Below are 18503 nucleotides of genomic sequence, written 5' to 3' on the forward strand. Positions count from 1 at the left end.
ATTTATATAATTATTTATAACATAAATTTTAAATCTATAAATAAAAATTCTATAAAATTTTTATAAAATCTCTATATTAGTTAACATAAAAAAATCTTCTAAAATTATTTTTAATCATTTTTAGAAGATTTTTTAGAATTATATACTTTTTATTTATTATTTTTTAACCACATAATAGCACTATAAGTATATATAGCTGCTCCAGTAACTAACACTTCTTCATTAAATTCTACTTTAGGATGATGCATTGGTAATCCATATTTGGGATTTTCACTACTACTACCTGCCCCTACCATAAAGAAAACAGAAGGAACTTCTTGTGAATAATATGCAAAATCCTCCGAGCCCATACCTTGTCCACCTTTATACTGAATCACTGATTTTTCTCCTACAATATCTTTTATGTAAGACGCAATCTCATTGATTAAAATTTAATGAATCCATATCAGCCCTTAAAAGAAATGTTTTTCCTTGCTTTTTCCCCTTGTATTGTAGCAACAACACAACTTTCACATATCTCTTTTGGTTCATAACCAAATCCTCTAAGCTTATCCATTACATAAGCAGTAGTTTTTGGAAGATTTTGACCAAACTCAGGCTTTTGATGAATAGTCCTTCTAAAGGTTACTATTTCATCTTTTATTAATTGGGCATTTTCTAATATTTTTCTCATAAATTTGCCTCACTTTATTTCATAATAAAATTAACTATACACCCAATCTATAACTATCTGTATCTCTATATTTCCCAAATTTTATTCCAACTTCCTTTAAGGTTCCACAAAATTCAAACCCAAACTTTTCATGAAGCTTTTTGCTCCCCTCATTCCCTGATGTAATAACTGAAATTACTGTATGTGTTCTTTCATCTCTTTTAGCTTCATCCAAAATAGAATCCATAAGAGCGGTTGCAACTCCTTTTTTTCTATAGCCAACTCCTATATATATAGAAAGTTCTACTGTGCTTTTATATGCTTCTTTTTCACGATAAGAAGATAGACTTGCATATCCCGCAATATTTCCATCAATTTCTGCTACAATTAAAGGATGATTATCTACATTATGACTATAAAACCACTCCTCTCTTTCTTCTAAAGTCTTTGTTTCCAAATCAAAAGTCGCTACTCCGTGTTCTACTTCATAGTTATATATATCCAAAAGTTCTTTTAAATCTTCTTTTTTCGCTTTTCTTATTATCATTTTAATTCACCTTTTCCTCTTCAATTTTTTAAAATATCATTAAATCCTGTTCTTTTTATATATTAATTATGTCGTTTAAAGTCCTTAAGTCAAGCTTTTTCTAAATTAAACTATCTTTTATCAATGAATAAATTAACAATATTTGTGGAAAAATTACTACTAGGAGGCGAAAAAGATGGATGTAACTAAAAAAGAAGAAACTATAAAACAATTAAATAGCTTTTTAAAAGGAATAAATATGGGAATAGACTCTTTTGAAATATATTTAGACAAAACAGATAGTTCTAAACTAAAACATGAATTCACAAAAATTATATCTAAATTTAAGTCCCAAAAAAAAATAATAATTTCATATATAGAAAAAGTTAATGGAGATCCTAATGACTCTCTAGGTGTAAGTGGAGAAATAGCAAGCTTTTTCGAAAGAGTAAAAGATATATTTATGAATAATGATGATGAAATTTTAAAAAGTGCTACAAAAGCAATGGATATGGGTATAAAAGGTGGTTCAAACGCAATAACTAATTTAAAAAATATTAATGCAAATCAATCCATGATTAATAGTTTAAATGATATGTTGCAAGAATATGAAATAATACTTAATAATTTAAATCTACTTTATAAAAAAAGTGTTATAAAATAATCACAACACTTTATCAGCACAAAATACCATTATAATAAATAATCTAATAATAAATACATGGTTTAATTTACATCTTAATCTACACTATTAAAAAGCAAATATTTAAATTTGCTTTTTAATCAGCACTATTTTTATATAGTTTTGAAAACTTTTCAATGAATAATAAAATCTCTTCTTTATAGCATATAATTTTCAAACATTTTTCTATTTAATAATTGTTTTTTATTTTTAATTGTATAAATATTATATATTTTTTTTAATTTAATTAATAATATGTTAAATTTATACCACATATACTAATAAATATGTTATATAATTTTTATGATAATACTTTCCAATAAAATTAAATAAATTAAGGTAAAATTAGTTTAATATTATATATTTACCTATTATTTAAATACGCATATCAAGTATTATTTATGTATACGTTATCTAAAAAAATTAATACCATATAAAGCTTTATAAAAATAATTGTTATATATAACTAAATGAAATTAAAATTATTTTTTAACAATCCATTAGGAGGTAACTAAATGAAACTAAAAAAACTTGTATCACTAATTACACTAGCAGGAACGATAGCTCTTAGTTCCCAAGTTGTATCTGGAAATGTATCTCAATTTAAAAGCATTACTTTGTTATCTAATTCACCTAAAATTGAATCAACTTCATCAAGTTCAACAAATCAAAATATAAAAACAAATAAAAATACAAAAACTCCAGTTGTAAATGAAAATGTAAAAACTACAAATATAAAAAATATAACAACAAATGAGAATACAAATCCCCTGTCTAACAACACAATAACATTAAATAATACTTGGAGCCAAAATATAGGAACTCTAACTTTCAATCCAACTACTAATAAAATTCAATTTAATTCTGGTTGGGCAGAAACAAACCCTTATGCATCAAGTAGTCAAGAACTATTTGCAATAACTCTATACTCTAATAATGGACAAGTAATTAAATCTGTAAATGTCTATGGTGGTGGACAATATGCTGAAAATGCATTATCTCAAGCATTTAATAATTTAGACTATACATATGGTGATATTATACAAATTACATATCCTTATTCCTCAAGTAGAATAAGCATTTCTAATGTTAATGGACAATCAAATTATAATATAAGTAAAACAACATCATTTGTTATACAACAAAGTGGATTGAAAGAAATAAATACTTTAAATATAAACCCAATATATTATACTCTAAATAGTAACAAAACAACCATATCAGGAACTACAACTGCAAACACTCAAGTTAATATATGGATAAACAATAAAGATTATACAACTACTTCAAACGCTAATGGAGATTTTTCTTTAAACATTTCAGCAGATGAAAATATAACAAGCTCAACTAACATAGAAATAGAAAGTAATGGCGCATTACAAACTATAAATCCTACAATAAATCCTAATGTATATAAAATTCAACAAAATGTAATAACATTAAATAACACATGGCAACAAAGTTTAGGAACAATAACATTTAATCCACAAACTTCACAATTACAAGTAACAAGAGGAAATGCAATAACAAATCCATATGCTTCTAGTACCCAAGAGTTATTTGCTATCACCTTATTATCAAGCAATGGTCAAGTAATAAAAACAGTCAATGTCTGTGGTAATGAGTGGCCTGAAGATGCTCTATGTAATGCATTCAATAATCTAAAATATACATATGGAGATATTATACAAATATCTTATCCTTATTCATCAAGTAAAATAAGCATTTCTAATATAGACGGTAAAACTTATAATGTAAATAAAACTGTATCATTTGTTATTGAGGAAAGTGGATTAAAGCAAGTAAATACTTTAAAAATTAATCCTGTATATTATCAATTAAATAGTAATAAGATAACTGTATCAGGAACTACAACGGCAAATACTCAAGTTAATATCTGGATAGATAATAAAGATTATACAACTACTTCCAACGCTAACGGAGATTTTTCTTTAGATATAACAGCTACAAATAATATTACTAATACAACTAACATACAGGTTGTAAGCAATGGCTCTGTACAAAACATAACTCCAACTTTGAATCCTAATGTATACAAAATACAAAACAATAGTATTAGTTTAAACAACCACTGGAATCAAAACATAGGAACATTAAGTTTTAACCCAAGTACAAATAAAATTCAATTCAATTCTGGCTGGGCTGAAACAAATCCATACGCTTCTAACACACAAGTATTATTTACAGTTGCTTTATATTCTAATACTGGAGAATTAATAAAATCTGTAAATGTCTATGGTGGTGGACAATATCCTGAAAATTCTCTATCTCAAGCATTTAATAACTTAAATTATACATATGGGGATATTATACAAATTGTATATCCTTACTCTTCAAGTGAAATAAACATATCTAATATTAACGGAAAAACCTATAATGTAAATCAAACTGCAACATTTAGTATAGAAAAAAACGGTTTAGTATCAACAAATATGGAACACATAAAAGTAAACCCTTTTGATGTTTTAGGTAATGGAAGTGTTACATCTGGAACACTTAGTGGTAGCACTAACAAACCTAATCAAACAGTAACAGTATTAGTAAATGGACAAACGTTTACTACTAAAACTAATTCTAACGGTGAATTCAGTTTAACAATATCAGATTCAAATGGATTTACAGACTCAACTAATATAGTTGTTCAAACATCTGGAGAACTTGCTACAATTGTAAATCCAACAGCTATTAATACCCTTGGAATACTAAAATCCAATATAACTATATCTGATAAAGATCAAGATGGTACTTTTGGTCAAATGGTTAGTTTTAATCCTGCAAATATGACAGTAGTAGATAATAATCATTCTAACTTTGCAGTACAACTTATAGACCAAACAACTGGTAATGTATTAGCAAGTTGTACTCCAAGTCAATTTAGCGTATTTTCATCAAGCAATAATTTAAATGGTGCAAGCTTTAAATATGGAGATATAATTGCAGTCTATGAACCTCAAGAAATAGAATTATCTATGGGGCAATTATTACTTAATAGTGGACAAAGTCAAATCGATTGTACAAATCAATTTAAATGCTTTGAAATAACTCAAAATGGATTAGTTGCAGTAGCAAATAAAAATTTAACAACTTCTCAAGTTTTATATACTGGAACAAAAAATATGACTCTAACCGGAAAAACTTTAGCTAATACAAATGTTACTATATCCTATGGAAATACCTCTAAAGTAGTTGAATCTAACTCTAATGGAGAATTTTCATTAGACATTCCAATTGATCAAGCTCCAATAGGTAGTGAAGTTAGAGTTTTTGTTAATAATCAAAATGTTTCTTTATTAACAGTACAATATGCATCAAATATGCATGTAAGTCAGAATAAAATAGAAGTTTTAAATAACACAAATGTTCCTATTTTTGATATAGCATTTAATCCAGTTAACCAAACACTTCAAGTTACTCAACAACCAATAAATGATAAAGAATATACAGGAGCTTTTTACGGTAATACATTAAATATATCTATTATAAACCCTATTACTGGTAATACAATAAAATCTTTTAGTAGTAATGAGTTAAATGATGTATCTAGCATTGTTAATCAAATTAATAATACGCCATATACAAACGGCGATATAGTTGAAATTTCATATAATCCTTCTTATACAAAAGTTAATGTTTATTCTGGAAAAAATAATATCGGAAATTCAACAGGTGCAAGAGAATACTTTGAAATAACAAATAATGGATTAGAAAATTTAAATAATAAATTTGTCCAAGTTCAACCAGTCGATATCCTAGGTTCAAATGGAAATATAACAAAAACAAATGTAGAAGGTACAGCAAATCCAAACACTCCAGTAATTATATCAGTAGGTGGACAAACATTTACAGGTACAACAAATTCAAGTGGAAACTTTAATATTCCTATAACTGATATTAATGGATTTACTAGCAATACTGAAATAACCATAACAACAAAGGGATATATCCCAACAATCATTAAACCTACTATAAGTTCAGACATAAAATTAGCTAATAGTTATATAAATTTTTATAACAATAATGGAAATATTGGAGCTCTAGTATCAAGCATTGCATTTAACCCTGAAACTATGCAATTTACTGTAAACAACTATTCTAATAGTTTTGGTAATGGACAATCTCATTATTTCGACTTAACTCTATATAATAGCCAAGGACAAGAAATTTCTAATTCTTCTATTAATAATGGTTCTACAAATCAATTAACTGAAGCTTTAAACGGTAAATCTTTTAGTTATGGTGATATTATAGGTTTAAGTTATAATACAAATATTTCTAAACCAGTAATTTTAAATGGAAATACTGTATTAGGTAATATAAGTGGTAACACAGAATATTTTGAAATAACTAAAGATGGGTTAGTGTCTGTTAAATTTGGACAAAATGCTTATACAAGCAATGTATATTGGCAAGGAAATAACTTAGTAGTAAATAGTAATTTAGCTAACGGTCAAAGTGAAAGTATTTTAAATGCCAATAAAAAATTAGTTATTTTAAATTCAAGCAATCAGATAATTGATTCAGTAGACACAACTAATTTAGATAATAACACTTCAAGTGTACAAGGGATAATTAGTGAATCAACTTTAAGTAATTTAAGTAAAGGAGAAAACTACACATTTGCTTTAGATATAAACAATGAATTATTTCCAATAAAAGTATTATCAAATATACAAAGTAATTCTAATTTCTTATTAAACGCAAATACAGATAATTTACTTACAATAAGTATCAAACCAACTCCAACAATTACTATAAATAATTCAAGTGATATATCACAATATCTTAATAAAATAAACAGTAATATCAGTTCATCAATAACCCAAAACGGTAATAGCGACATCTTAACTAATGCAAGTTTAAACTATGATATTACTGCTAATGAATTTATAAGTAGAATCGGTGAAAATAACCTTGAAAACTTTATTAATCAAAGCACAGCTAATAAAGAATTTATAAATTGGGTCTTAAATAATCAAACTGCAATGCAAGAATATTTAGAAGGGACAAGTCAAGAAGGAGTAAATATAAATGGACTTCAAATTTGGTCTAATATTTGGAATACATATACTAATTCAAGATACGGATTTAATTTGAAATTAGCTATTGCAACTGCTATCGCTAACGCTAATCCAATAGCTTCATGGCCATGTAGTGGTAATATAGGAAATCCTGTTGAAAGATATAATATTTTTGAAACATTAAACGCAGATGGTGGCATGCTTCCTATATTTAAAACTTTAGATATAAAACATTTAATATATGTAGTTAATACACATATACCAAATTCTCAAATAATGGAGTTAAGAAATATAGTTTTACAAAATCATAATGGTTTTATAAATTCTAGCAACAGTGGATTAAATAATATAGCCTATACAATAAATTATAACGAAACAAATCCACATACAGGAGCAAGTGTATTTGGCCCTGATTTTTATGGACCAAATCCTACTATCTTAGATGTGTGGTATGATGGTGGTGTTTGTGGTTCTACATCATATTTAGGGGCATCAGCTTGTCAAGTATTTGGAATCCCAGCTCAACCAGTTGGACAACCAGGTCACTGTGCATTTATATATTATACAGATGGTCAATGGGAAATAGGTAATAATATATTTGGCTGGTCTCAAAGTCAAGGGGCTGATGTAAGTGGATGGTCAAACGGAATCTCAACAAACTCATACACCACTAATTATGATTTATTATATCAAAACGCAGACACACCAGCTTTAGAAAAATCTAATGAATATTTATGGCTAGTTAACTCTAACATATCATATCAAGAAAAAATGAATGCTATAAATGAAGCTATATCTATTCAACCATTAAACTTAAGAGCATGGCTTGATAAAATTAATTTAATGGAAACTAATAATGATTTAACTGCACAAGATTATCTAAATCTTTCAAATGAAATTATTAGTACATTTAAACAATATCCAATGCCTATGTTTGATACATTACTTCAAATAAAAGACCAAATATTACAAAAGGGAACTACTGAACAATTTAATGAATTTGTTAATTCTATTACAAATGCATTAAATTCAGTAACAAATTCAAATCAACAAGCCACAGCTAAAGAAATGTTACAATCAATGTCTCAAGAAGGACTTGTAGACAATGAACAACCCGTTCTAGGAACAATAATTCTTGATACTTGGGGAAGAAACACCACTAATATAATTTTCCAAAATGGTGTAATTTCAGCTAATGGCTCTCATACTTGGATTGGAAGTTCTAATAATGATGGAATAAATATCAAGTTATATTCTTCAAATATGGATTTAATAAAAAATATTAACGCCGAAGGAGAAGAATTTGGAGCTAACCAACAAGGTTATGACCTTACAGGTTTGATAAATGGTACAAAATATACTGTTGGAGATATAATCTCTATAAATTATAATCCTGGAGCAAACTCTAAAGGACAACTATACTTAAAAAATAAAAATCTTCAAGTTAACAAAATAGCTAATAATGTCGTATATCAAATAACTAATAATGGATTAGTAGCATTAAATGGAACATACACAGCTCCTAATGGAAGTAAATATACTATTGATAATGGAAATATTTCTAAATAGTATATTTATACAAAAAAACCACTAGCTTAGCTAGTGGTTTTTCATTTATCACATAAATTATATTAATTTTTATAACTTACTATACACTTCATCAGAAACTTCTTCACACCATTCATTACTTGTTTCCTCGCCTGGAACTTCTACTGCAATATGACTAAACCATGAATCAGCTTTTGCACCATGCCAATGCTTTACCTCTGTTGGGATTGTAATAACCATACCTGGTTCTAAACTAACAGCTTCTTTACCTTCCTCTTGATACCATCCACTACCTGCTGTACAGATTAAAATTTGTCCTCCACCACTTTTTGCATGATGTATATGCCAATTATTTCTACATCCCGGTTCAAAAGTTACATTAGCAAGAAATACTGCACTTTCACCTGGCTTTGTAAGCGGATTTAAAAATGAATCGCCTATAAAATATTTAGCATATGCATCATTTGGCATACCCATTCCAAATATATTTTCTTTTTCAAATTGCTCTTTATTTGCTACTTTCATCTTATTACCTCTTTCCAAATAATTTATTATTTTTTACTTTGCAATTTCATTAATTGCTGAAATGGCATTTAAAGATCTAGGAAAACCAATGTATGGAAGACATTGATAAATAGCTGAAATCAATAATTCCTTACTATTTCCAACTTCAAGATTACCTCCTACATGAGATTTTACTTGATTATCACATCCACCCAATGCAGATATGCAAACAAAAGTTATAAGTTCTCTTGTTTTTAAATCAAGAACTTTTCTAGTATAAGTATCGCCAAAGCAATAAGCTGATAAATAATCTTGCATTATCTTTTGTTGCCCTTGTGCAGACGCTCTCATCTTATCAATTCTTTCTCCAAAAATTGATTTTTGCACACTAATCCCCTTTTCAAGTCTATTTTCTTCCGTAACAACACCACTATGTTCTAAAGGCATTAAAATATTTTTTTCATCAAAAACTTTTTTAAGAATTTCTAAACCCTTCTCAGCTTTTGCAAATCCGATGTATGGAACCCCTTGATGAAAAACTTCTAAAAGTTCTTGTGGCTTTACTCCAATATTAAGTGCTACACGAATTTGCTCTTCTAAATCTTTTCCTTCCACAGTTGTAAGAACTGCTACTGTAACAATACTTCTTAATTTTTCATCCATATTTCCTTGATTCCACACTTCACCATAAATAAAGTTATTCTTTACAGTTTCAAATTCATCAAAAGATTTAGCTAATGAATTTTCTTTAACACCAAGCTTTTGCATCATTTTATTTGCTTCTTCTACTCTATTCACTAAAATTACCTCCCTAATAAATATTCCTAAGCAAATCCCTTTACCTTACCCATAGTTTACTCCTTAAAGTCCACTCTAAGTCAATACATATTGTATTATTTTTTTTAACTTAAAAATAAAACACAATCCTTATCATATTTTTATCTTTTATTCAATATCAATCTTCATGTCCCTATAATAATACTCCATATCTCTCTCATTAATTTCTCTTAAAACTCTACATGGATTACCAACAGCTACTACATTTGAAGGAATGTCCTTTGTTACCACACTTCCTGCACCAATTACAGTATTATCTCCTATTTTTACACCTGGAAGTATTATCGAGCCTGCACCAATCCAAACATTGTTACCTATATATATTGGTAGATTAAATTGAGCTTGTTTTCTTCTTAACTCTGGATGTATAGGATGTGTAGCTGTGGCAACAATTACATTTGGAGCAAACATAACGTTATTTCCAACAAATATTTCTCCATCATCAACTAAAGTAAGATTAAAGTTTGCATAAACACCATTTCCAAAGTGAACATTTTTTCCTCCCCAATTTGCTCTAAGAGGCGGTTCTATATAACAGTTGTCACCTATTTCATTAAACATTTGTTTTAATAATTTATTTCTCTTTTCCATCTCTGATGGGCGTGTTTGATTAAAATCATATAATAAATCTGCACACTTCCCTTGTTCTTTTAATATTTTTTCATCATTACAATAATATAACTTTCCGCTGTATTGTCTTTCTATTATCTCTCTTAATTCCATTTTATCTCCCCCTAATAAATTATATCTTTATATTATTATAAATCTTATAATTTACTATTTAAACAAAAAAAGTAAATTATTTATTTGAATTCTCACACATCATTAATTTACTTAACATAATAATTTAAAATAAATTGATATATCATAATAAAATTTAGTATGGTATAATTATACATATTTATATTTTATTGGAGGTAATTATGTTTAATTATTCATATGACGAAACCAATCCTCTAAGTATTGAAAAATACTCTCAAAATTTAATTGGTAAAACCTTTTCTGATATAATTCGTTTGGATTCATTAAATACTGATAGAATTTATGAAGATTCAGCTGAATACTCCGTATCTCATGAAAATAAAAAACGTAAGGGTGGATTAGGTGAAATTATAGAGGAATGTTTTTTCCATTATAAATGTAACAATGATTCAAATCCTGATTTTGATAAAGCTGGTGTCGAATTAAAAGTTACTCCTTATAAAATAAATAAAAATAATACTATTTCAGCAAAAGAGCGTCTTAGTATTACAATGATTAACTATTGTTCAGTAGTAAATGAAGATTTCTTCAATAGTCATCTTTGGAAAAAAGCTAAGTTAATATTACTTGTTTACATCAGACCATAAAGAACAACTATTTTCTTTTATTAAAGCTAAGCCAAGAATTTTCTCTTTCAGGACTTCTTATATGACTAGCATACTTAATACTTATATAATTATAATCCCTAATAAAAATACTTATGAACCTATTATAGGTATATCTTCTAAATCATAATTCTCATCCGTATAACAACCATTTCTATCATTCCATTAAAGAAACTATGTTATTTTTATACGTGTAATATCATTATTCATAAATACAACCTCCTCATATATTACATAATAATAATATATATTTATATATTACTTAAAATACGTAATGCATCTAATACCATTACTTTAACATGAGGTTTTATAGTACCATCACTCTCAAATTCTTCTTTAGCAAACCAATATAATTCTTTACTTTCTCTCTTTTGTGGTACTTCATTAGAAAATGCTCTTGCAAAATATATAAAGTGTATATTCTCCACTTCATGCCCTACATTTTCAAGAAGAGTATGCATTGGACTATGTAATTGAATCACTCTACGTAAATCTAATTCACACTCTCTATTATATAACTCAACTTCAAGCCCTGATTCTTCGTAAACCTCTCTTATAGCAGCTTCATGAGGAACTTCTTCTTCACTCATCTTTCCTCCTAAAAGAAATAAGATGTTATATTTTTTATGTCTATGTAATAGTACTTCATTATCGTAAACTACATATACTGAAGATGTAATAGTCTTACTATATTTCACGGCTTTACCTCCTTAATAATCTTTGTATATTCACTATACTTTATATTTCATTCCAGTTTTATACTTTATTTGATATAATTTATGTACAAGCTATAATATAGGAGGTTTTTATAATGAAAAAAAGTGATTCATTCATCCCTTATTGGGAATTATTCGAAATAGAATGTACTGAATTTTTAAATTATAAATTTAATGATTTAGGCTTTACTTTTACTAGGAAAGGTGGTACCAATAGTACTGAAACCGATATTGCTATTATGAAAAATGGTGCTGAACTTTCTTGTATAGAAGCAAAAATGCCTAATTCTCAAGCTGGTCAAATAGTAATCTTAATCAAAGATGGAAAATTTGTTTTCTCTGAATCATCAGTTGCACCAAATAATATATTTACTCAAAGTATTATTGATTATATTAATGATAATTTTGATAAATACAATGGGGTATCAACATCTTCTATAAAAATAGATTTGGATGAAGATATTCTTTATTCAAGAATAATAGAGCACTATACTAATGTAAAGAAAAGTGAATTTTTTATTACTGGAGATATAAAGACTGGTCATAAGGCAATTTTTAAATGTAATGAATTAAAAAACTACTTTTCAATCTCTGCTGTTTTAAGAAGAAAAAGAAGTGGTACAAGCGATTTACCTAAAAAATATAGAAAAACGCATCTTCCACTAATAAATGAATCTTTATCTAACAAATCTATTTTTATAACTAATACTACTGAAAAAAGCAGTAAATTTTATATTACTCTGAATAAAGAAATTAAAGAAACATCAGCACAATATATTACTTGTGATGAATTTGATATATTCCTTGCTCCTGAAGATGATTATACTTACAGAGTTAAAAAAAGAAGTAATACTAATAATCCAAATGTAATGTTTGAACTTTCATTAAAACTTACACTTAATGAAGACATAGGCTTAGATGAATTTGCTGATTATCTTAATAGCTTGTAAAAAAGAGAGTATTTAATCACTCTCTTTATCAGTTGCACACTCTTTATAAACATCTTGTTGAATAGCGTTATTTATACATCCAACTATGTTTTTTAACACAGGCAATGCTACACTATTACCAAATTGTTTATAAGCTTGATTATTTTTTTCTGCAATTATAAATGTCTCTGGAAACCCTTGTACTCTAGCACATTCTCTTGGTGACAATTTTCTTACATGCCCATTAATCAGATATGCTCCTGTTTTAGCTCCAGAGCCACCTCCCTCTGCTGATAATGTTATCGCATGACCTAACGGACTATATATCCTATCTCCTTGCCCACCTTTATTTATTGTTCCAATTCTTATTGGTTTTGGTTCACATTCAGTTATTTCCATATCTTTAAATACTATATCATCTCTAATTATTCTATACGATTCAGTTTTATTATCATCTTCTAATATATCTTTTAAAAAAGTGGTACATTCCATAGGTTTAGGATACTCAAAATTATATATTGGCAATTTATCTTTATTAAAGCACACAAAATATATTCTCTTTCTACTTTGTGGTACATTATAATCACTAGCATTAAGCACTTTCATATTCACTATATATCCTAATTCTTCCAACATAAGTCTCATCTGTTCTATAGTTTGACTGTCATTATGTTTTTTTAAGTTAGCTACATTTTCAAGAAATAATATACTTGGCTTATGATATTTTACAATCCTATGTATCTCGAAAAAGTGTATCCCTCTCTCATCATCAAATCCCTTCTGTTTTCCACTTATACTAAATGGTTGACAAGGGAATCCTGCACAAAGTATATCATGCTTAGGTATATCTTCACTCTTTATTTTAGTAATATCTCCACTAGGTTTTTCACCATAATTAGCCTCGTATGTTTCTATGGCATACTTATCTTTTTCAGATGAAAATATACACTTCGCACCATATGACTCTAGTGCTTGCCTAAAGCCACCTATTCCAGCAAATAAATCTATAAATTTCATATCTTTTACTGTCATAAAAGACCCTCCTATTCATATTTAAGTACCTTATGTATTTTTGAACTATTTATCTCGAATAATATCTATTATGATACCATATAAATCAATATCATAATGCATCTCTATTAATAATTTAAAATCAAAAAGTCATACCTCTATTTACACATATAACCAATCATCCATTTTAAGTAAAAATATCACTTACTTATGATACGGTTCATTCTTCATTATTCTAAATCCTCTATAAATCTGTTCAAGTAACATCACTCTAAATAATTGATGAGGAAAGGTCATTTTAGAAAAGCATATCTTCTCATTTGCTCTTTTTATAACCTCTTGAGAAATACCAAGACTACCACCTATAATAAACACAATATTTGAATTTCCTACAATACCTTGATTCTCTATAAAATTAGCAAACTCTTCTGATGTTAATTGCTTTCCTTTAAGGTCCATAGCAACTACAAAAGCATTTTCTTTTATTTTTGATAAAATAGCTCTACCTTCTTTTTCTTTTATTAATTCTTCTTCCTTTTCAGATGCATTATCTGGGGTTTTTTCATCTTGAAGTTCTATTATATCTAACTTACAATATCTAGTTAATCTTTTAGAATACTCAGCTATTGCATCTTTTAAATATCTTTCTTTTAACTTTCCTACTGAAATTATAGTTATATTCATTAATTTTCTCCATTCTTATAACCTTTACACTTTTGAATTTTATCCACAAATACTTAAAAGTTATCCACATATTCTATTTATTATTGTGAATATACTGTGGAAAACTTTTTTTATATAATAATTAAACTTAATTAGAATTAATTTCTTACTTCAGTATTATTTACTCATAAACTAAGTTAAGGCCACTAGAATTTCTAGCAGCCTCTATTCGTTGCGTATTATTTACCACAACATTTTTTATATTTCTTTCCGCTTCCACAAGGACATGCGTCGTTTCTTCCGATTTTATTTTCATTTCTAACTATCTTAGATTGTTTATAAGCTGTAGCTATCTCTTTTCTCTTTTCTACGGAGAAAATAGCTTCCCATTGTGGTAAGTCAAATAAATATTCAGCTTTAGCATCTAACATATTGAAATAAAGTTTTTCAAAATCTATATCAAAAACTAATTCTTCATCAGCAGTTACTTTCTCTAAATCGTATGGAGTCTTTAAACTATCATTTATTCCATCAACAAATCCCATTATAAATTCAATACTTGCATCAAACTCTTTAGCAAGATTAGTTATACTAGATTTTTTTACTTCACTATGATTAGCTAGAAAATTTTTATATATTCTAGTTTCTATATCGCTATACTCTTTCCAAAAAGCAGCTTCTCCTTTAGTTTTTACATATTCTACAACCATGTCTGTCCATTGTTTGTATAAGCTCATAATTTACTCCTCTTTTTCTATAGTTTTTAATTTACTTAAATTATAATAATTAAAACCATTTGTTTCAATACATAATATGTATTTTCATAATTTACTTATTGTCACAAATTATCCATTAACCTAAAACTTAATATAACTACTTGGCTTATTTCTATCAGCTAATTTAATATCTAACTTTCTCTCACTAATTAATGACTTTTCATCTAATATATTCTTTACTGCTCTATATGCAAGTTCTGGTACATTATTTGTATTGCTTAAATGACCCAAAACTATTTTTCTACACTTATTATTTTGTTTTAGTATATCTAAAAGAGCACTTCCACAATCTTCATTGCTCAAATGCCCTATTTCACTTAAAACTCTTCTCTTTAAGCTGTATGGATACGGGCCATACTTTAGCATCTGAATATCATGATTTGCCTCTAAAAGTATTACATCTGATTCTGCTAAATTATTTTTAATTTCATCAGTAAATGTACCTATATCTGTGGCTATACTTGCGCTCTTTCCTTTTGAATGAAATGTATATCCCATAGGAGATATTGCATCATGCGGAGTATTAAAACAAATTACGTCTAAATCCTTTATAGTTGTAATACTCCTTTTAGGTATAACTTTTATGTTGTGTTCTTTTATCTTCCCTATAGTATTCTCCATGGCATTCCATGTTTTTTCATTCGCATAAATAGGTATGTCAAACTTTCTTGATATTATTCCTACGCCTTTTATATGGTCTATATGTTCGTGGGTTATAAATATTCCATCTAGCTCATTAGGCTGTTCATTTATTTGTTCTAGTGCTTCTATTATTTTTTTACCTGATAATCCAGCATCAACTAAAACTTTTGTATTTTCTGATGATACGAATATGCTATTTCCACTACTACCACTATATAATGAGCAAAATATCATAAGCTTCCCCCTATTTTTATCTTCTTGTTATTTTTGCACCTAGTTTTTTAAATTTATCTTCTATATGAGGATATCCTCTATCTATATGTTCTATACTAGTGATTTGAGTTTCACCTTCTGCTATAAGCCCAGCTATTACTAAAGCTGCACCAGCTCTAAGATCAGTTGCATTAACTAAAGTACCAGTTAAAGTTTCAACTCCATCTATTATAGCAGTTCTTCCTTCAACCTTTATTTGTGCTCCCATCTTTTCAAGCTCATCAACATGCTTATGTCTATTTTCCCAAATTGTTTCTACTATTAAACTTCTTCCTGGAACGCTTGATAATAATGTACACATTGGTTGTTGCACATCTGTTGGAAATCCTGGATATGGTGCTGTTTTTATATTGATTCCCTTTAAAGGTCCATCAACATATACTCTAACACTATCGTCTCCCTCTTCAACCTTTGCTCCCATTTCAATAAGTTTAGCGCTAATTGAATCTAAATGTTTAGGAATTACATTCTTTAAAACAACATCTCCCTTTGTTGCTACTGTTGCTATCATGAATGTTCCTGCCTCTATTTGGTCTGGAACTACACTATAGCTACATCCACTTAGTTTTTCAACGCCTCTTATTTTTATAACATCAGTTCCTGCACCCTTAATATCGGCTCCCATGGAGTTTAAGAAATTAGCAACATCAACTACATGTGGTTCCTTTGCAACATTTTCAAGTGTTGTTGTTCCTTCTGCTAAAGTAGCAGCTATCATAAGATTTATAGTTGCTCCAACGCTGACTACATCAAAAAATATATTTGTCCCAACTAATTTCTCAGCCATTATATTTACAGCTCCATGTTCTATTGACACTTTTGCTCCTAATGCTTCAAAACCTTTTATATGTTGGTCTATTGGCCTAACCCCAATTGGACATCCCCCTGGAAGTTCAACCCTAGCTTCTTTAAATCTAGCTAATAAAGCTCCTATAAAATAATAAGATGCTCTCATTCTTCTTACATCTTCAGTACACGCATTAACCATATCTATAGTTTGTGCATTTATCTCTAAAGCGTTAGAATTTAACTTGTTAACCTTTGCTCCTAAGCTTTTTAGTATTCTTTCCAAGCAATGTACATCTTCTATGTCAGGAACGTTATCTATAACACATTTTCCTTCACTTGCTAATATCGCTGCTGGTAACAATGCTACTGCGGCATTTTTAGCACCATTTATTTCAACCTCACCACGTAATGAGCTACCACCATTTATAATTAATTTTTCCATAAAATTCACCCTTGCTATTTTTTTATATCTGATTTCTAATTAATTTCATTTGGTTTTAAAATCTTTCTTATCAACAAAGTTATTATATGCTATAATTATTTAATAAATTTAAATAATTTAACTTTATTGTATAATTAAAACTAAAGATTTTTAGTAACTTGAGTTTTTTAATTTATTAATATTCTTTTAATTTTAAATTACTCATACGTTTCATTATATCATAATAAACCAATATTTAAAGTTTTTTTTTAATTCTATCAATTATATATAAAAGAACTACTTTTTAATATTAACTTATCATAATTAACTTAATAATTATTTAATCAATTTTCAATGAATAATTATATATTAAAATTAAAATTATACTATAAAAGTAATTACATTCATTATATTTATAAATATTTATTTTTATACCCATTGGGTTTTAGAAAGGGTTTTTATGTATGAGATACTATTTAGTAGCCACTTTAGATTTTGATTCAACAAAATCTATAGAATTTTTACAGAGGAATATTCAAAGAAAATATAAAATTTCAAGAACTTCTTCTACTTTTTATATTCCTTTAGAAACATTAGAAGATCCAAACGTTGAAAAGTTAGATAACATACTAAAGAAACTTATTAAACCATACAAAAAATTTAAAATTGAATTAACAGGTGATTTAAATTATCACGATTATTTAAATAAATCAGCTAGCCTTAGAATAGAGAATAAGGGATATATTAAGAAATTACATAGATCTTTAAATGATATGTTAAAACTACATGGCTTTTCTATTAGAGAAAATATTGATTCTCCATTATTTATGCCATTATCTTTTAATTCTCTTGGAAAGCCTATCAAAAAAAGTGAACCAATTAATCAATTTTTACCACTTAGAACAGCTTCTAAAAGAAATGTAGTTAAAGTATCTAATATAGAACTTTGGAAATCTACGCATAATAAAAAAGATAACATAATTAAAACTTATACCCTTCCATCTTATTAATTTTTATATCAATATAAGAGATATAAGAAAAGTTAACTTCTTACATCTCTTAATTTTTTACTAAATTTACTGAATTTTTATTATGTATTCGTTTTCTAAGCTTTTCAATTATCAAAAT

At 27.5% G+C, this 18503-nt stretch carries 17 protein-coding genes; 5 read left to right on the forward strand and 12 right to left on the reverse strand.

Annotated features, from left to right (window positions below; genetic code table 11):
- Nucleotides 1-149: 149 nt before the first annotated feature.
- From HH195_RS12725 to HH195_RS11090, 3 genes are all read right to left on the reverse strand, one after another.
- A complete protein-coding gene (locus tag HH195_RS12725; protein ID WP_371811657.1) occupies nucleotides 150-377 on the reverse strand; it encodes a M20/M25/M40 family metallo-hydrolase in 228 nt (75 codons plus the stop codon).
- A 68-nt stretch (nucleotides 378-445) separates the two neighbouring features.
- A complete protein-coding gene (locus HH195_RS12730) occupies nucleotides 446-673 on the reverse strand; it encodes a hypothetical protein (RefSeq protein ID WP_371811658.1) in 228 nt (75 codons plus the stop codon).
- 34 nt (nucleotides 674-707) lie between these two features.
- Entirely contained in the window at nucleotides 708-1199 is a 492-nt protein-coding gene (locus HH195_RS11090; protein WP_196371125.1) for a GNAT family N-acetyltransferase, read from the reverse strand.
- Nucleotides 1200-1374: 175 nt separating this feature from the next.
- Here HH195_RS11090 and HH195_RS11095 point away from each other — a divergent pair, with 175 nt between their 5' ends.
- Together HH195_RS11095 and HH195_RS11100 are read left to right on the forward strand one after the other, a co-directional pair.
- Nucleotides 1375-1842, forward strand: a complete 468-nt coding sequence (locus tag HH195_RS11095) for a DUF2383 domain-containing protein (protein ID WP_058993554.1) — start codon at nucleotides 1375-1377, stop codon at nucleotides 1840-1842.
- Between the two features lie 533 nt (nucleotides 1843-2375).
- Nucleotides 2376-8468: a beta strand repeat-containing protein gene (locus HH195_RS11100; RefSeq protein ID WP_196371126.1), complete on the forward strand. Its 6093-nt coding sequence runs from the start codon at nucleotides 2376-2378 to the stop codon at nucleotides 8466-8468.
- A 69-nt stretch (nucleotides 8469-8537) separates the two neighbouring features.
- On the opposite strand, the gene HH195_RS11105 is transcribed toward HH195_RS11100, so the two are convergent.
- From HH195_RS11105 to HH195_RS11115, 3 genes are all read right to left on the reverse strand, one after another.
- On the reverse strand, nucleotides 8538-8972 hold the full coding sequence (locus HH195_RS11105; RefSeq protein WP_058993558.1) for a cupin domain-containing protein: 435 nt from the start codon (nucleotides 8970-8972) through the stop codon (nucleotides 8538-8540).
- Between the two features lie 33 nt (nucleotides 8973-9005).
- Nucleotides 9006-9749: a carboxymuconolactone decarboxylase family protein gene (locus HH195_RS11110; RefSeq protein WP_196371127.1), complete on the reverse strand. Its 744-nt coding sequence runs from the start codon at nucleotides 9747-9749 to the stop codon at nucleotides 9006-9008.
- A gap of 147 nt (nucleotides 9750-9896) precedes the next feature.
- Nucleotides 9897-10511, reverse strand: a complete 615-nt coding sequence (locus tag HH195_RS11115) for a sugar O-acetyltransferase (RefSeq protein WP_055259073.1) — start codon at nucleotides 10509-10511, stop codon at nucleotides 9897-9899.
- 200 nt (nucleotides 10512-10711) lie between these two features.
- On the opposite strand from HH195_RS11115, the gene HH195_RS11120 reads away from it, so the two are divergent.
- Nucleotides 10712-11137, forward strand: coding sequence for a MutH/Sau3AI family endonuclease (locus HH195_RS11120; protein WP_243278505.1), 426 nt, complete (start codon nucleotides 10712-10714; stop codon nucleotides 11135-11137).
- Between the two features lie 269 nt (nucleotides 11138-11406).
- Here HH195_RS11120 and HH195_RS11125 read toward each other — a convergent pair whose 3' ends face one another.
- Entirely contained in the window at nucleotides 11407-11853 is a 447-nt protein-coding gene (locus tag HH195_RS11125) for an NUDIX domain-containing protein (RefSeq protein WP_196371128.1), read from the reverse strand.
- Nucleotides 11854-11966: 113 nt separating this feature from the next.
- Here HH195_RS11125 and HH195_RS11130 point away from each other — a divergent pair, with 113 nt between their 5' ends.
- On the forward strand, nucleotides 11967-12821 hold the full coding sequence (locus HH195_RS11130) for a PDDEXK family nuclease (RefSeq protein WP_196371129.1): 855 nt from the start codon (nucleotides 11967-11969) through the stop codon (nucleotides 12819-12821).
- Nucleotides 12822-12833: 12 nt separating this feature from the next.
- Here HH195_RS11130 and HH195_RS11135 read toward each other — a convergent pair whose 3' ends face one another.
- The 5 genes from HH195_RS11135 to HH195_RS11155 all read right to left on the reverse strand — a co-directional run bounded on the left by HH195_RS11135 (nucleotide 12834) and on the right by HH195_RS11155 (nucleotide 17396).
- Complete coding sequence (locus HH195_RS11135; RefSeq protein WP_196371130.1) at nucleotides 12834-13832, reverse strand: DNA cytosine methyltransferase; 999 nt, start codon at nucleotides 13830-13832, stop codon at nucleotides 12834-12836.
- Nucleotides 13833-14015: 183 nt separating this feature from the next.
- Nucleotides 14016-14495, reverse strand: a complete 480-nt coding sequence (rlmH, locus tag HH195_RS11140) for a 23S rRNA (pseudouridine(1915)-N(3))-methyltransferase RlmH (RefSeq protein ID WP_058993573.1) — start codon at nucleotides 14493-14495, stop codon at nucleotides 14016-14018.
- 218 nt (nucleotides 14496-14713) lie between these two features.
- On the reverse strand, nucleotides 14714-15211 hold the full coding sequence (locus HH195_RS11145) for an SEC-C metal-binding domain-containing protein (RefSeq protein WP_055259084.1): 498 nt from the start codon (nucleotides 15209-15211) through the stop codon (nucleotides 14714-14716).
- A 120-nt stretch (nucleotides 15212-15331) separates the two neighbouring features.
- Nucleotides 15332-16126, reverse strand: a complete 795-nt coding sequence (locus tag HH195_RS11150; RefSeq protein ID WP_196371131.1) for an MBL fold metallo-hydrolase — start codon at nucleotides 16124-16126, stop codon at nucleotides 15332-15334.
- Between the two features lie 16 nt (nucleotides 16127-16142).
- Nucleotides 16143-17396 (reverse strand): UDP-N-acetylglucosamine 1-carboxyvinyltransferase, encoded by a 1254-nt coding sequence (locus HH195_RS11155; RefSeq protein ID WP_196371132.1) that lies wholly within the window; start codon nucleotides 17394-17396, stop codon nucleotides 16143-16145.
- Nucleotides 17397-17839: 443 nt separating this feature from the next.
- On the opposite strand from HH195_RS11155, the gene HH195_RS11160 reads away from it, so the two are divergent.
- Nucleotides 17840-18385, forward strand: a complete 546-nt coding sequence (locus HH195_RS11160) for a hypothetical protein (protein WP_055259087.1) — start codon at nucleotides 17840-17842, stop codon at nucleotides 18383-18385.
- Nucleotides 18386-18503: the final 118 nt, after the last annotated feature.

The organism is Candidatus Sarcina troglodytae (assembly GCF_015708635.1).
GTDB lineage: Bacteria > Bacillota > Clostridia > Clostridiales > Clostridiaceae > Sarcina > Sarcina ventriculi.

What these genes read in the sequence shown, in the direction of transcription:
- HH195_RS12730 (WP_371811658.1), bottom strand. Translation starts at nt 673, where the DNA reads ATGAGAAAAATATTAGAAAATGCCCAATTAATAAAAGATGAAATAGTA.
- HH195_RS11090 (WP_196371125.1), bottom strand. Translation starts at nt 1,199, where the DNA reads ATGATAATAAGAAAAGCGAAAAAAGAAGATTTAAAAGAACTTTTGGAT.
- HH195_RS11095 (WP_058993554.1), top strand. Translation starts at nt 1,375, where the DNA reads ATGGATGTAACTAAAAAAGAAGAAACTATAAAACAATTAAATAGCTTT.
- HH195_RS11100 (WP_196371126.1), top strand. Translation starts at nt 2,376, where the DNA reads ATGAAACTAAAAAAACTTGTATCACTAATTACACTAGCAGGAACGATA.
- HH195_RS11105 (WP_058993558.1), bottom strand. Translation starts at nt 8,972, where the DNA reads ATGAAAGTAGCAAATAAAGAGCAATTTGAAAAAGAAAATATATTTGGA.
- HH195_RS11115 (WP_055259073.1), bottom strand. Translation starts at nt 10,511, where the DNA reads ATGGAATTAAGAGAGATAATAGAAAGACAATACAGCGGAAAGTTATAT.
- HH195_RS11120 (WP_243278505.1), top strand. Translation starts at nt 10,712, where the DNA reads ATGTTTAATTATTCATATGACGAAACCAATCCTCTAAGTATTGAAAAA.
- HH195_RS11130 (WP_196371129.1), top strand. Translation starts at nt 11,967, where the DNA reads ATGAAAAAAAGTGATTCATTCATCCCTTATTGGGAATTATTCGAAATA.
- HH195_RS11135 (WP_196371130.1), bottom strand. Translation starts at nt 13,832, where the DNA reads ATGACAGTAAAAGATATGAAATTTATAGATTTATTTGCTGGAATAGGT.
- rlmH (WP_058993573.1), bottom strand. Translation starts at nt 14,495, where the DNA reads ATGAATATAACTATAATTTCAGTAGGAAAGTTAAAAGAAAGATATTTA.
- HH195_RS11145 (WP_055259084.1), bottom strand. Translation starts at nt 15,211, where the DNA reads ATGAGCTTATACAAACAATGGACAGACATGGTTGTAGAATATGTAAAA.
- HH195_RS11150 (WP_196371131.1), bottom strand. Translation starts at nt 16,126, where the DNA reads ATGATATTTTGCTCATTATATAGTGGTAGTAGTGGAAATAGCATATTC.
- HH195_RS11155 (WP_196371132.1), bottom strand. Translation starts at nt 17,396, where the DNA reads ATGGAAAAATTAATTATAAATGGTGGTAGCTCATTACGTGGTGAGGTT.
- HH195_RS11160 (WP_055259087.1), top strand. Translation starts at nt 17,840, where the DNA reads ATGAGATACTATTTAGTAGCCACTTTAGATTTTGATTCAACAAAATCT.